The sequence below is a fragment of the Polaromonas sp. CG_9.11 genome (assembly GCF_015752225.1).
GTDB lineage: Bacteria > Pseudomonadota > Gammaproteobacteria > Burkholderiales > Burkholderiaceae_C > Polaromonas.
Genome location: NZ_JADOVE010000003.1, coordinates 1 through 12,922, shown reverse-complemented (window position 1 = coordinate 12,922; position 12,922 = coordinate 1). Strand labels below are relative to the sequence as shown.

Annotated in this window: 10 protein-coding genes and 2 pseudogenes; 7 read left to right on the top strand and 5 right to left on the bottom strand. The window is 62.3% G+C overall.

Translation table 11 applies throughout. The annotated features are described in order from the left end of the window. The first annotated feature begins 112 nt into the window (after positions 1 to 112). Positions 113 to 766: pseudogene (locus tag IWX85_RS03470) on the top strand (FMN-dependent NADH-azoreductase). Between the two features lie 182 nt (positions 767 to 948). Here the strand turns inward: IWX85_RS03470 and IWX85_RS03465 are convergent. Beyond that, a complete protein-coding gene (locus IWX85_RS03465) occupies positions 949 to 1,497 on the bottom strand; it encodes an NADPH-dependent FMN reductase (RefSeq protein ID WP_196868770.1) in 549 nt (182 codons plus the stop codon). A gap of 306 nt (positions 1,498 to 1,803) precedes the next feature. On the opposite strand from IWX85_RS03465, the gene IWX85_RS03460 reads away from it, so the two are divergent. The 3 genes from IWX85_RS03460 to IWX85_RS03450 are packed head-to-tail and all read left to right on the top strand — an operon-like array spanning position 1,804 to position 6,050. After that, positions 1,804 to 3,048 carry a nitronate monooxygenase gene (locus tag IWX85_RS03460; RefSeq protein WP_196868769.1) on the top strand — a complete coding sequence of 415 codons (1,245 nt, stop codon included), beginning with the start codon at positions 1,804 to 1,806 and terminating at the stop codon, positions 3,046 to 3,048. Between the two features lie 48 nt (positions 3,049 to 3,096). After that, positions 3,097 to 4,575 (top strand): DUF2868 domain-containing protein, encoded by a 1,479-nt coding sequence (locus tag IWX85_RS03455; RefSeq protein WP_196868768.1) that lies wholly within the window; start codon positions 3,097 to 3,099, stop codon positions 4,573 to 4,575. Further along, entirely contained in the window at positions 4,572 to 6,050 is a 1,479-nt protein-coding gene (locus IWX85_RS03450) for a DUF3482 domain-containing protein (protein WP_196868767.1), read from the top strand. Before IWX85_RS03455 ends, IWX85_RS03450 begins: the two co-directional genes overlap by 4 nt. A 143-nt stretch (positions 6,051 to 6,193) precedes the next feature. On the opposite strand, the gene IWX85_RS03445 is transcribed toward IWX85_RS03450, so the two are convergent. Next, positions 6,194 to 6,901, bottom strand: a complete 708-nt coding sequence (locus IWX85_RS03445) for a VIT family protein (RefSeq protein WP_370584194.1) — start codon at positions 6,899 to 6,901, stop codon at positions 6,194 to 6,196. 176 nt (positions 6,902 to 7,077) lie between these two features. Beyond that, positions 7,078 to 7,314: a hypothetical protein gene (locus IWX85_RS03440; RefSeq protein ID WP_036811213.1), complete on the bottom strand. Its 237-nt coding sequence runs from the start codon at positions 7,312 to 7,314 to the stop codon at positions 7,078 to 7,080. Between the two features lie 187 nt (positions 7,315 to 7,501). Between IWX85_RS03440 and IWX85_RS03435 the strand changes: the two are divergent. From IWX85_RS03435 to IWX85_RS03425, 3 genes and pseudogenes are all read left to right on the top strand, one after another. After that, positions 7,502 to 8,470, top strand: a pseudogene (locus IWX85_RS03435) (cation diffusion facilitator family transporter). A gap of 132 nt (positions 8,471 to 8,602) precedes the next feature. Then, on the top strand, positions 8,603 to 9,754 hold the full coding sequence (locus IWX85_RS03430) for a YihY/virulence factor BrkB family protein (RefSeq protein WP_196868765.1): 1,152 nt from the start codon (positions 8,603 to 8,605) through the stop codon (positions 9,752 to 9,754). Positions 9,755 to 9,861: 107 nt separating this feature from the next. Continuing rightward, the gene (locus IWX85_RS03425; RefSeq protein WP_196868764.1) at positions 9,862 to 10,239 is read left to right on the top strand and encodes a PH domain-containing protein; all 378 of its coding nucleotides are present in this window, start codon (positions 9,862 to 9,864) and stop codon (positions 10,237 to 10,239) included. Between the two features lie 213 nt (positions 10,240 to 10,452). Here the strand turns inward: IWX85_RS03425 and IWX85_RS03420 are convergent, their stop codons facing one another. Beyond that, positions 10,453 to 11,550, bottom strand: a complete 1,098-nt coding sequence (locus IWX85_RS03420; protein WP_196868763.1) for a DUF6817 domain-containing protein — start codon at positions 11,548 to 11,550, stop codon at positions 10,453 to 10,455. Positions 11,551 to 11,757: 207 nt separating this feature from the next. Then, positions 11,758 to 12,840, bottom strand: coding sequence for a ShlB/FhaC/HecB family hemolysin secretion/activation protein (locus IWX85_RS03415; RefSeq protein WP_196868762.1), 1,083 nt, complete (start codon positions 12,838 to 12,840; stop codon positions 11,758 to 11,760). Positions 12,841 to 12,922 lie beyond the last annotated feature (82 nt).

Sequence of the window (12,922 nt, the reverse complement as noted above, 5' to 3'; positions counted from 1 at the left end):
TCTATCGCGATTTTGTCGGCTTATCAAGGTATTGGCTTACCCAGACAATCTATTAATGGTTAAAACCGGATCGTCGCCTTCACAATCCCTTCAAACCAAGGATTTATTCATCATGGCCAAGCTTCTTCAGATCGATTCCAGCATCCTCGGAACCAACTCTGTGTCGCGCCAGCTGACCGCGCAAATCGTGGCCTCGTGGCGAGCGGCCCATCCGGCCACCGAGGTCAGCTACCTTGACCTGGCGGTGAATACGCCCAGCCATTTGTCGGCCGAGTCGCTGGGCTTTTGCCTACCTGCCGGCGCAGCTGACCTGAGCGACGCACAGCAGCGCGAAAACGCCGTGTCCGAAGCGCTGGTGTCGCAATTCCTGGCCGCCGATGTGCTGGTGATCGGTGCGCCGCTGTACAACTTTTTCATTCCCACCCAGCTCAAGGCCTGGATTGACCGGGTGTCCCAGGTTGGCCGCACCTTCAAGTACACCGAAAAAGGCCCGGTCGGCCTGGCAGGCGGCAAGACCATCATCGTGGCCTCGGCCCGTGGCGGCGTGTAGTCAACCAGCGACACTGGCAACGCCATGGAGCACCAGGAAAGCTATTTAAAAACCGTCTTCGGCTTTTTTGGCGTGACCGATGTGCGCTTTGTACGGGCTGAAGGCCTGGCCATGGGCGAAGCGGCCAAAACGGCTGCTCTGGCTGGCGCCCAGGTCGAAATCCTGGCCGAAACCCAGGTGGCCGCCAACCAGCCGCAGTCAGCGCTGGTAGCCTGACCCGGCCCTGAAGGCTTTTCAGCCGTCACCACGAAAAAACCCGCCATGGCGGGTTTTTTCGTGGTGTGTCTGTCCGTGTCATTGCGTTTCTCAATCAATCCGAGATTACGCACGAAGCCGGAGAACAGGCTGAGGCACGGCAAGACGAAGCAACCACATATCGGATCGATTTGGAAATGGAATCAGGCGTGCATCCTGACCCATTCCACGTAGGCATCCACCCAGCCCTGCAGGAATTTCTGGCTGGCCTCGCCGATGTTGCCTGCCGCGTCATACAGCCCTTCCTTGTTGTGGATGAAGGCTTCGGGCTGGCCTAGGGTGGGCATGTTCAGGTAAGCCAGAATGTTGCGCAGATGCTGCTGCGCCATGGCCGTGCCGATTGGGCCGACTGACGCCCCAATCACCCCGGCCGGCTTGCCGTTCCAGGCGCTTTTGCCGTAGGGACGCGAGGCATGGTCAATCGCGTTCTTCAACACCCCCGGAATTGACCGGTTGTATTCGGGCGTAAAAAACAGCACGCCTTGCGCTGCCGCAATCTCATTCCTGAGGCGCGTGACCTGGGCGCTGGGCTGGCCATCGTCGTCCTGGTTGTACAAAGGCAAGTCGTCAAGCCTTACCTGGATGAAGCTGAAATTCGCCGGAAACAGCTTTTGCAGCGCGGTGGCGAGCTTCTTGTTGAACGAGTCCTTGCGAAGACTGCCGATCACAACGGCGATTTGGTACTGAGCCATGAAATACCTCCAGAGAACCGACCGGCAAGCCAGTCAGGCGTTTGATGAAAGAAAGCGGCGCAAACAGCCCATTATGCAAAGCGCCGTTCAATTGCGCTGGCCGAAGCCTTGCGTCCTGGCCACGCAATGCGCGGTTATTGATCCAAATCCTGTGTCCCGGACGTTTACTGCTTCGCTCTCCGGACTCGGACCTGTCAAGGCATTACCATTATGGGTATTGACAAGCGCATTTCCCCAGACGCGTAAATCGTCAGGGAATGCCGAAGCGCCAGAAGGCGCCTTGAACCCCTAGCTACAAGGATTGCGATGAAAAGAGTTGATGATTTCCGCCTGAAACTCGGCCAAAAGGAACTGGTGCCGATCATCATTGGCGGAATGGGCGTTGATATATCCACTGCCGAGCTGGCGCTGGAGGCGGCGCGCCTGGGCGGCATCGGCCATATCTCCGACGCCCTGGTCCATGACGTGTCCGACCGGCGCTTTGACACCGAATTCGTCAAGGGCAAGACCAAGTTCTACAAAAGCAACATTGCCAATTCGGACAAGAGCAGCGTCCAGTTCGACCTGGGCGAGCTGGCTGAAGCCACCCGGCTGCATGTCGGCAAGACCATGGAAGCCAAACGCGGCGATGGCATGGTGTTCGTCAACGTGATGGAAAAGTTGACCATGAACTCGCCGCGCGACACGCTGCAGGTGCGTCTCAATTCGGCGCTGGACGCGGGCATTGACGGCATCACCCTGAGCGCCGGCCTGCACCTGGGCTCGTTCGGCCTGATGGCCGAGCACCCGCGCTTTCGCGATGCCAAGGTGGGCATCATCGTGTCGTCGGTGCGCGCCTTGCAGCTGTTCCTGCGCAAGACCGCCCGCCTGGGCCGGCTGCCCGACTATGTGATCGTCGAAGGCCCGCTGGCCGGCGGCCACCTGGGCTTTGGCATGGACTGGGAAAAATACGACCTGGCCACCATCGTGACCGAGATCGCCGCCTTCCTGAAGGCTGAGCAGCTTGACATTCCGCTGGTCGCCGCCGGCGGCATCTTCACCGGCAGCGACGCGGTCGGTTTCCTGGAAAACGGCGCAGCGGCGGTGCAGGTGGCCACGCGCTTCACCGTGTCCCACGAATGCGGCCTGCCGGCCGAGGACAAGCAGGAATACTTCCGCGCCAGTGAAGCCGACATCACGGTCAACACCATCTCGCCGACCGGCTACCCGATGCGCATGCTGAAAAGCTCGCCAGCCATCGGCTCGGGCATCCGGCCCAATTGCGAGTCCTACGGCTACCTCCTTGATGGCAACGGCAACTGCGCTTACATCACGGCCTACAACGACCAGATTGCCCTGCACCCGGATGGCAAGAACATCACGGTCATGGACAAGACCTGCCTGTGCACCCACATGCGCAACTACAACGTCTGGACCTGCGGCAGCAGCACCTACCGCCTGAAAGACACGACACGCCTTCAGCCTGACGGCACCTACCTGGGCATGAGCGCCGAGCACATCTTCCGCGACTACCAGTTCAGCGTGGACCACCAGGTGATGCTGCCGGCCTGAGCGCCCGAATACCCTTGTCACTTCAGCCATGCCTCACGGAAAAAATGCATGAATGAACAGGTGGCCCGGGACGTGGTTCTGGTTCGCGCCATTGAAACGGCGGACCACGCGCGTGAAATCCTGAGCGAAGACGACCGCCGCCATGCCAGCCGCAGCGCGACAGAACTGGCCCAGTGGCAGGCCTCCCACGCGGGCTTGCCCGTGACGTCAGACACTTTTTTACAGCAGCGCGCCGGGCAGATTCTTCAGCGCCTGTCCGAGCGGCATGCGGCGTTCGGCGCCATTTCCCGTTGGCCGGGAAATCTGAATTTATTTTGGGCCGGGCTACCGGTCGTGGCCCTGCTGGCCGGAATTTTCATGGAACGGATCACCGACCCGCACCGGGTTGACCTGCTGTCGCCGCCGTTGCTGCTGATCATCGGCTGGAACCTGGTGGTCTACGCAAGTCTGCTGGTCTGGCGCTGGCTGCCGTTTGGCAAGCTGAAAAAATCAGAATCGACTTTGGTTCGCCTGCTCAGTCTGGGCCGGACCCGCCTGCCGCGCAAGCTGCCGCCCGTACTTGCCAGTGCCTTGCTGGCCTTCATGGCCGAGTGGGGCCAGCTCAGCCGGCGGCTGACGCTGGCACGGCTGGGCCGCACCCTGCACCTGGGCTCGGCCCTGTTTGCCATCGGTGCGGTGCTTTCGCTGTATGCGCGCGGCTATGTCGCGCAGTATTCGGCGGGCTGGGAAAGCACTTTTCTGGATGCCGGGCAGGTTCATGCCTTGCTGTCGGCGCTGTTCATGCCGGCCATGGCGATTTTTCCGCTGCAGGGATTTTCGCTGGCCGACATTGAAGCGCTCAGGTTCGGACAGGTGCCTTCCCCGCCAGTGGACGGCGCGCGCTGGGTGCATCTGTATGCCGCCACGCTGTTGCTGCTGGTCGTGCTGCCACGCCTGCTGCTGGCTGGTGCTGCCCAGTGGCGCGTCAAAAGAGAGTCCCGAAATTTTCCGCTGGACCTGGAGCAGCCCTATTTCCGAAAACTGCTCAAGGCACTTGGCGGTGCACCCGGCATGCTGCGGGTGCTGCCCTACAGCTTCGCGGTGGACGAAGCGCGCGACAAGGGATTGAACGAATTGGCATCCCGGCTGCTGGGCGAGCAGGCCCGGCTGATGCTGCGCCCGTCAATTCCCTATGGCGACGAACCGCGCGAGGCGCTGCGCAACGTCAGGCTTAACGACAGCGACGCCACGATCACGGCCGTCCTGTTCAGCCTGGCGGCCACGCCCGAGAAGGAAAACCATGGCGCCCTGCTCGACCACCTGGTGCGGGCGTCGGCGCGCGGCATTGCCGTGCTGGTCGACGAATCGGGCTACCTGGAACGGGTTGGCACGCAAGCCGGCGGAAAGGAAAGAATGGCTGAACGCATCGCCCTGTGGCAGCAGTTCTGCCGCTTTCACAAGGCACCCGCCACCTTCGTCAACCTGCTCCATCCCGATGCCCATGCGCTGGACGACGGGGCTGGGCTAGCCTTGTCGGTGGCCGCGTGAACAACGCCGCCCCGGTCCAGATCCAGCTGGCGCTGGTGTCGCACACCAACAATGGCAAGACCACGCTGGCCCGGACCCTGCTGGGCGCCGATGTTGGCGAAGTGCGCGATGCCGCCCATGTCACCTTGTCATCCGACGCGCACCCGCTGCTGACGACCAGTGCCGGCGATGCCCTGCTGCTGTGGGACACGCCGGGCTTTGGCGATTCGGTGCGGCTGCTCAAGCGGCTGGGCATGGCGGACAACCCGATTGGCTGGTTTTTACGCGAAGTGCTGGACCGTTACAGTGACCGGCCTTTCTGGCTCAGCCAGCAGGCGCTGCGAACCGCCCGCGATACGGCCGACGTGGTGCTCTACCTGGTCAATTCGGCGGAGCATCCCGGCGATGCTGGTTACCTGGCGGCCGAAATGAATATCCTGCAGTGGCTGGGCAAGCCGGTGGTGGTGCTGCTCAACCAGATGGGGCCGCCGCGCCCGGCGCCAGAGGAGCAGGCCGAACTCATGCGCTGGCGCCGCCACCTGGAAGCCTTTCCGATCGTGCGCAAGGTGCTCGCGCTCGACGCCTTCGCCCGGTGCTGGGTGCATGAGCGGGTCTTTTATGAAGCCGTCGGCCAATGGATTGCACCGGACAAGGCCGCCGGCTACGCCCGCCTGCTGGCCGCCTGGGACGCCCACCATGACGCACGCTTTCAGGCGTCGATGCGGCTAGGGGCGCAGCAGCTGGCGGCAGCGACGCAGGACCGCCAGGCGGTAGCGCCCGAGAGCCGGTCGCTGCTGAATTCAGCGCTGCAAGCCACCGGCCTGCGCAAGACGGGCAAGCTGAAGCACCAGGACCAGGCCATGGGCATCCTGGTCGAGCGGCTCAACGACGGCATTGCCGAGACCACGCGCCAGCTGCTGACGCTGCACCGGATCGACCCCGGCGAAGCGACGCGCATCAACCAGCGGGTGCGCGAGAATTTTGCAGTTCGCGCGCCCATCGACAAGGCACAGGCGGGGCTGCTCGGCGCGGTGCTGTCGGGCGCGGCAACCGGCCTGTCGGCGGACCTGATGGCGGGCGGCTTGAGCCTGGGCGCCGGTGCGCTGCTGGGCAGCGTGGTCGGCGCATTGGGCTTTGCGGGTGCGGCCTGGGGCTTCAATTCAAGCACCGACCGGGAACAGACCACGGTGCAGTTCACCGATGAATTCCTGCGCACGCTGCTGGTGGCCAACATACTGCGTTACCTGACAGTGGCGCATTTCGGGCGCGGGCGCGGCCATTTTGCGCAAGGCGAGGCACCGGCTTTCTGGCAGACCGAAGTCGAACAGGCGGTGGCAGCCGAGGAAGCCGCCGTGAGCCGCTTGTGGCAGACGCTGCGTCAGCCGGCCTCCCCTGCAGAGGCATCGACCGACGCAGGGCTGGCGCTTTTGTTGCGCATCACCTCGTCCGTGCTGCAACAGCTGTATCCGGCGGCTGCGTTCACCCGCCATGCCTAGCGCACACGGAGTTAGCCAGCCAACTAATTTTTTCATCAAATAGGTCTTTGCCGCCCGTCGTAATTGACTTTTTAGCTATTATTTTAATAGTATTCTCCGAACGAGTCTTGAACGCCGCGAGGCTAAGCCCGGTTGATTTCGCGCTAAACGACAGCCCCGAACAGCGCCCCGGCCCCGGCGGTGATGGCCATCGCCAGCGCGCCCCAGAAGGTGACGCGCCAGGCACCTGCCACGATTGCGGCGCCGCCCGCACGCGCGGCCATGGCCCCCAGCAAGGCCAGAAAACCGAATGAAGTGACGGACACCCAGACGGTCAAGCCGTGGGCTGGCGCCAAAGCTGCCACCCCCAGCGGCAGCGCAGCGCCGACCGCAAAGCTGGCAGCCGACGCCAGGGCGGCCTGGACGGGATTTGCGGACAGGGTTTCAGAAATGCCCAGTTCGTCGCGTACATGTGCGCCCAGTGCGTCATGTTTCATCAATTGTCCGGCAACCTGGCGGGCCAGTTCAGGCGACAGTCCGCGCTTGACATAGATGCCGGCCAGTTCAGCCTGTTCAGCCTCGGGATGCCGTTCGATTTCAAGGCGCTCACGTTCCAGCTCGGCCTTTTCAGTGTCGGCCTGCGAATGCACCGAGACGTATTCACCCGCCGCCATCGACATCGCCCCGGCCATCAGTCCGGCCACGCCAGCCACCAGAACGGCCTGCGGGGTGGCACCAGCCGCCGCCACGCCGAGCACCAGACTGGCAGTGGAAACAATGCCGTCATTGGCACCCAGCACAGCAGCCCGCAGCCAGCCGATGCGGTCGGTTCGGTGGCGCTCCCGATGGCGATTCAATGGTTTCATGGACATGGCGCTCCTGTGATGGGTAAAACCATTTCTGATTCAATGCACGATTATTGGCCGCTTCACCCTGGGTAAAGTTCGCGGGTCATTGCCAAGCCACGCGCGGACAGCCTTGCGCGTTCAATGAGCGCTACTGAATCAATAGCTGTCAACGCCCGTCCCTGTTGCGCAAAGGCTATTTTTTATTCTGAATTTACGCACACGGCCAGCCTGAGCAGCTCCGCCGAATGCCCAACCTGAGTTTCCAGCCGGTGCACGGCCGCAATGCGCCGCACGATGGACCTGCCCAGTCCACTGCCGCTCTCAAGGCTGTCGGTCACCCCGAAGAATCGCTCACCCACGTGCGCCTGCACGCGAATGGCAGGAATCGGGGCCAGCAGAACCAGCCATGACGATTGGCGCAGGGATGACAGTTTCATGACGACTCCTTGTTGTTGGCTTGCCTTCATGTTGTTGCCGCATTTTTAGCGCTTTCTCAAGCAGCCATGCGCCCTTCGGACGGCCTCAAGCGGGAGTCGCCGAAAACTGGATCTGCTGTGCGTCACAAGGTAAGCTCTGCGCCTCAATTCCGGGGATCGACCCGCCACCCCGCCAGAAGAATTTTCCATGAATTACAACGACCTCGCCGATGATCCCGAAGACGCCCGCCACAGCCCGCAAGAGCGCGCGACGGCCGCTTCGCGCAGCACCTGGGTCAGCGTGGCGGTCAACATCGTTCTGTCGGCCACGCAGATCAGCGCCGGCATCCTGTCGAAATCCCAGGCGCTGGTTGCCGACGGCATTCATTCGCTGTCCGACCTGGTATCGGATTTCGTGGTGCTGTTTGCCGGCCACCACAGCAAGAAGGATGCAGACACCGACCATCCCTATGGCCATCAGCGCTTTGAAACCGCCGCCTCGCTGGCGCTGGGCGTGATCCTTCTGGCAGTGGGCGCAGGCATGCTGTGGTCGGCGGTGGGCAAGCTCCAGTCGCCGGAGACGGTGCCGCAGGTGCACGCCAGCGCGCTCTGGGTGGTGGGCGGCGCCCTGATTGCCAAGGAACTGCTGTTTCGCTACATGCTGGCCGCTGCCAAACGCGTCAAGTCAAGCATGCTGGTGGCCAATGCCTGGCATGCCCGGTCGGACGCGGCTTCGTCGCTGGTGGTGGGCATCGGCATCATCGGCAACCTGGCGGGCTACCCGATCCTGGACCCGATTGCGGCACTGATCGTCGGTTTCATGGTCGCCCGAATGGGCTGGAGCTTTGGCTGGGACGCCATGCACGACCTGATGGACCGCGCCGTGGACGAGCAGGAAGTCTAGGCCATTCGCCGCACGCTGATTGAAACCCCTGGCGTCAGCGATGTACACGACGTGCGTACCCGCAAGATGGGCGACATGATCGTGGTCGATGCGCATATCGAGGTCGATGCCCTGATCACGGTCGAAGCTGGCCACGACATTGCAGTCGAAGCACGACAACGCGTGCTCAGGCGCCACCGGGTGCTGAACCTGATGACCCATGTCGACCCGTGGAAGCGTCCTGACCTGGACCATGCCCCGCAGCCTCAATCGGCACCGGTCATCACGCCTTGAGTGCCGTCGCAGGCGCCATGGAGTCGCCCGCCGCCTACAGCATCCGTGACTTCAGGCCGACGAAGGCGCTTGCGGGCGCTAGACACACTGGTGCGCTGGAAAACCTTGATGTCTCAAGGTGCCTGAAAAACCATGAACCTCCAACATTTCTATCAACTTGTCAAAAAATCGGTCGTGGCCTGGATTGATGACTACGCCCCGAGCATGGGCGCGGCCATTTCCTACTACACGGTGTTTTCGATTGCGCCGCTGATGATCATCGTGATTGCGGTGGCCGGCTTTGTCTGGGGGCGCGAGGCGGTTCAGGGTGAAATCGTCGGCCAATTGTCCGGCCTGATCGGCCAGGAAGGCGCGCAGGGCATACAGGCGTTGATCGAAAGCGCCAACCAGCCCACCCAGGGCCTGGTTGCCACGGCCATCAGCATCGTGGTGCTGGTGATTGGCGCGACCACGGTATTTGCCGAGTTGCAAAGTGCCCTGGACCGGATCTGGCGGGCGCCCAAGGCCCCGCAGGTCTCAGGCATCTGGGCCATAGTGCGCAGCCGCCTGCTGTCGCTGGGCTTTATTTTGGGACTGGGATTTTTGCTGCTGGTCTCGCTGGTGAGCGGCGCGGCGCTTGCCGCCTTTGGCACCTGGATCGGCAGGCTGCTGCCAGGGTGGGAAAAGCTGCTTTTCGTCATCAACATCGTGTTTTCCATCGGCATAGCCACGGTTTTGTTTGCAATGATTTTCAAGGTCATGCCCCAGGTCAAGGTTGGCTGGCGCGACGTGTGGACCGGCGCGTTCGTCACTGCCGTGTTGTTTGAGGTGGGCAAGTGGCTGATCAGCCTGTACATCGGAAAAAGCAGTGTTACCTCGTCATTTGCAGCCGCCGGCTCACTGGTGGTGCTGCTGGTCTGGGTGTATTACTCGGCACAGATATTTCTGCTGGGTGCCGAATTCACCTGGGTGTTTGCCAATGAGCATGGTTCACTGGCGGGCGACCGCAAGTCAGGCACGGCCGCCCTTCCGAGCGAACCGTCCAGTCCCGCCATCCGGCAGGACGGCAAGGACCAGCCAGTTGCCAAAGTGCCAGATCTGCCATGCCAAAGCGATCTGGTCATCATCCGGCCGTTCTCGTCATTGCCTGCCAGCCTCGCCACCGAGGTCATCCGCAAAGAGTCAGGCCATCCCAGCCTGAAGCAACGAGCCATCGTTTATGCGGGCAGCGCCGCCGCCTGCCTGGCACTGCGCTTGCTGCTCAAGCGCAAAGGCAGAGGGCGAATAGGCTTGCCGGGTTCCTGACGGAAAATCCGCGACGCTGTGAAGCGCCCTGCCCTGTTCGTTCCGGCGGCCAATCGCCCTTGGGTACATGACATCGACAGACCAACTATTTTTTGAAGGACTTCACCATGGGTTTGCTAGACGGGATGATGGGCAACGCCTCAAAAATTGATGCCGACAAGATTCAACAGGAGTTCAGCCAGATCCTTGCCGCCGGCGAGCTGGTCGAGCATGCCTACCAGTTGATCCGCGACTATTTTATCTTCACTAACAAGCGCCTGGTGCTGGTGGACAAGCAGGGAATGACCGGCAGCAAGGTCGAATACCACTCGTTTCCCTACAAAAGCATCACGCATTTCAGCATCGAAACCGGTGGCCATTTTGACCTGGACGCCGAGCTGAAAATCTGGATTTCAGGCACTGCCCAGCCGGTACAAAAACGCTTCAACAAGAAGCTGAGCATTTATGAAGTGCAAAGCGTGCTGGCGGGTTACGTGCTGCGCTAAAGCGACGGGGCTTCAGCCAACCAACGAATTTTTTGCACCAAACAAGCCCATTGCGCAGGTGTGGCCTGCGCAGACAGCTATGAAACCAGTAGCAAAATATGTCGGTCGGCATGCGCGGCATGGGGGAAGGTCCGCCTGATTTCACGCCTGGCTCGCGGTCGGCTTTGCCTGTGCGGGCAACTGTGCCGCTGAACCAGCGCGGTTCCGGACAGGTCAATGCCCGGGAGCGCGCAGCGCCAGGTTGTTGAGCTTGTCCAGACGCGCCGGCCAGCTCCGTGTCTGCGCGCCCTGCAGCAGGATGCGGCCCCAGGCCAGCCAGGCATCCCAGCCAATGCGCTTGTCCCATGACGTTCCCCAACTCGCCAGCATCTGCAGTCCGCTGGAGGCGGCGGCTTCGGCGCGCTCGAATTCGCCCACCGTCAGGTACAGCTGCGCCAGCACGATCTGCGGCTCGCCGACCCACGGATTGAGCGCCACCGCCTGTTCGAGCACGGCGGTCGCCACGTCTGCGTCCACCAGCGGCTGGTCCTGCTGGATGACTGACCAGTAGAGCGACAGGGCGGCCGCTTCATCGCGCGGCGTCAGCAGCCTGCGACATTGCTCGAACACCGGCGGCATGGGCAGCAGGCCTTCAATGGCCGGGTGGCGAAGCGCCGCGCCAAGCTGGGCCGCCTGCGTGACCATGCGCGACGTCGGACGCATCGGGCCGGGCCACAGCGACGCCGCCCAGTGCACCGGCGCCGCCAGCGTGTTGCGGTGGTCGGGGTAACGCGAAAAGATGTCGTCCTGCCAGCTGTACCACTGCTCGGCGGTGTCGGCCATGGTCAGCACCGTGAAGGCGGCCACTTCGTCGGGCGCCAGCCGTTGTGCCTGGCCTTCGCCGTCCAGCAGCAGGCTGCCATCGGCATCCATGGCGCCTTGCAGCACGGCCTGCACAAAGCGGGTGCGCGACATGGTGCAAAACAGGTGAACCAGGCGCTCCGCTTCCTCGCCGATCAGTTCACGCAGGCGGGCACGCTCGCTGGCCGGGTCGAACTTCACCAGATCGACGTAGGCGTTGCCATACACGCTGTGCAACAGACCCAGCATCCGCACATGCACCGGCTGCTGCCAGAGCGTCAGGGTGCGGGCCACGCCTTGCAAATGGTGGCGAAAGGTGCCAGCCTTGTGCCAGTCCTGACCCACATTGCGCGCCAGCACGGTGGGCACCACCGGACCCAGATCGGCATCGTGGTTCAGCCATTCTTCGTCTAGCAGCGCCACGGCGCGTTCAAACAAGACGCTGTCTAGGGAATGAAATTCGGGGTTCATCGCTTCTCCATCGTGGACGGTGGGTTTTCAGGCCCTGAGCGCTGCATGCCGCCGCAAGGCCCCATCAAAACGATGTCTATTGTGACCCGTGAAGCCAGGCCGTGGATGCCGATACATAGCGACCCAGCGGACTCAACCGAGCTCAAGCCGGCCGAGCAGGGGTGGTTGTGGCCGCGTGAACACAAATGCTGCGAGTCCAACGGCTTTTTAAAAAGCGGCTGTCGCCTGAAGCCACAAGGTAGGCGTCTTCGCACTGCCCTGCGGTATCGAAGACGGCAAGCCGCCCTGGGTACGCCATGCCAGGGAGGAGCGCAATTGCAGGCCTGTGAAGTTCACATTCAGCCCGATGCCGGCCCCTGCCAAGGTTCTGCTGTTGGGCGCTGCCGGTCCAAAAGGGTTTTTATTGATCGTCACCTGGCCAAAGTCATAAAAGAGCAGTCCCTGCAGCGCGTCTGTCAGGGTGTGTTGAAGCTCAACGCTCACGCGTCGGCCTTCATCGCCGACCGCTTCGCCCTGGGGGTATGCGCGCACCGCATTGCCCCCTCCAAGAGAAAATTTCTCCGATGAATCCAGGTTCTTGCTGGCCTGCTGGCCGGTCAGGGAAACCGACAGCCGCGTGGCGTCCGTGATGCGCTGCAGGCGGCGGGCGCTGTAAGAGAAGCGGCTGAAGTGGCCGTTCGATTGGGCTGTGACCGCGTCAATGGCCAGCGTTTTGGGCGAATCAATGCTGAGCCGGCCCAACGCCAGGTTGAGTTCAAAGCTGTTGATGCCGCCACCGCCCCAGCTATCTTGCAGGTTGCCGGCCACGCCCGCGCTGGTGATCGCCGCCCGTTTGTCGGTCTCGGTTGAGTCAGCCCTGTCGCTCAGGCGCTTGTTCTCATACCCAGTCGTTGTGCTCAGGTTCACGAACTGGCTGCGAATCAAGGGATAGACGGCGAACACGAAGGCACTGCTGGCACGGCCGTGGGCGTTGAGGGCCGCAAATTCCCTGCCCAGGGTGTACCGGGTGGCAAAGTAGGCAGCGCCCAGGCGCAAGCCGTCACTGCCCACCGGCAGCTGGTAAGCCAGGCGGCCAAAGCGCAGGGCACTTCCGCTGGTCAATCCCGTAAAGCTCAGCTGGTCGCCGATATTGAGCGGACTGGCAAGGTTGAACGCTCCACCCAGGCTGTATTCGCCGGTGTAGCGACTGCCGTAATTGTCCAATGTCAGGTTGGCGCCATAAGCACTTGCCGGGTCCAGCTCAATCAGCAGCTCTGACGTGCCGACGCTGGCACCAGCGGTGGCTGTCAAGGAAGTTGTCGCCTGAAGTGAAGTGAGTCAGGCTACTTTTTGCGTGTTTCGAAGCTCCTTGATTTGTGGGGTTTCTGGGTTG

Coding starts and splice junctions, on each gene's coding strand:
- IWX85_RS03455 (WP_196868768.1), top strand. CDS start 3,097: ATGAATGAACAGGTGGCCCGGGACGTGGTTCTGGTTCGCGCCATTGAA.
- IWX85_RS03425 (WP_196868764.1), top strand. CDS start 9,862: ATGGGTTTGCTAGACGGGATGATGGGCAACGCCTCAAAAATTGATGCC.
- IWX85_RS03465 (WP_196868770.1), bottom strand. CDS start 1,497: ATGGCTCAGTACCAAATCGCCGTTGTGATCGGCAGTCTTCGCAAGGAC.
- IWX85_RS03420 (WP_196868763.1), bottom strand. CDS start 11,550: ATGAACCCCGAATTTCATTCCCTAGACAGCGTCTTGTTTGAACGCGCC.
- IWX85_RS03460 (WP_196868769.1), top strand. CDS start 1,804: ATGAAAAGAGTTGATGATTTCCGCCTGAAACTCGGCCAAAAGGAACTG.
- IWX85_RS03430 (WP_196868765.1), top strand. CDS start 8,603: ATGAACCTCCAACATTTCTATCAACTTGTCAAAAAATCGGTCGTGGCC.
- IWX85_RS03440 (WP_036811213.1), bottom strand. CDS start 7,314: ATGAAACTGTCATCCCTGCGCCAATCGTCATGGCTGGTTCTGCTGGCC.
- IWX85_RS03445 (WP_370584194.1), bottom strand. CDS start 6,901: ATGTCCATGAAACCATTGAATCGCCATCGGGAGCGCCACCGAACCGAC.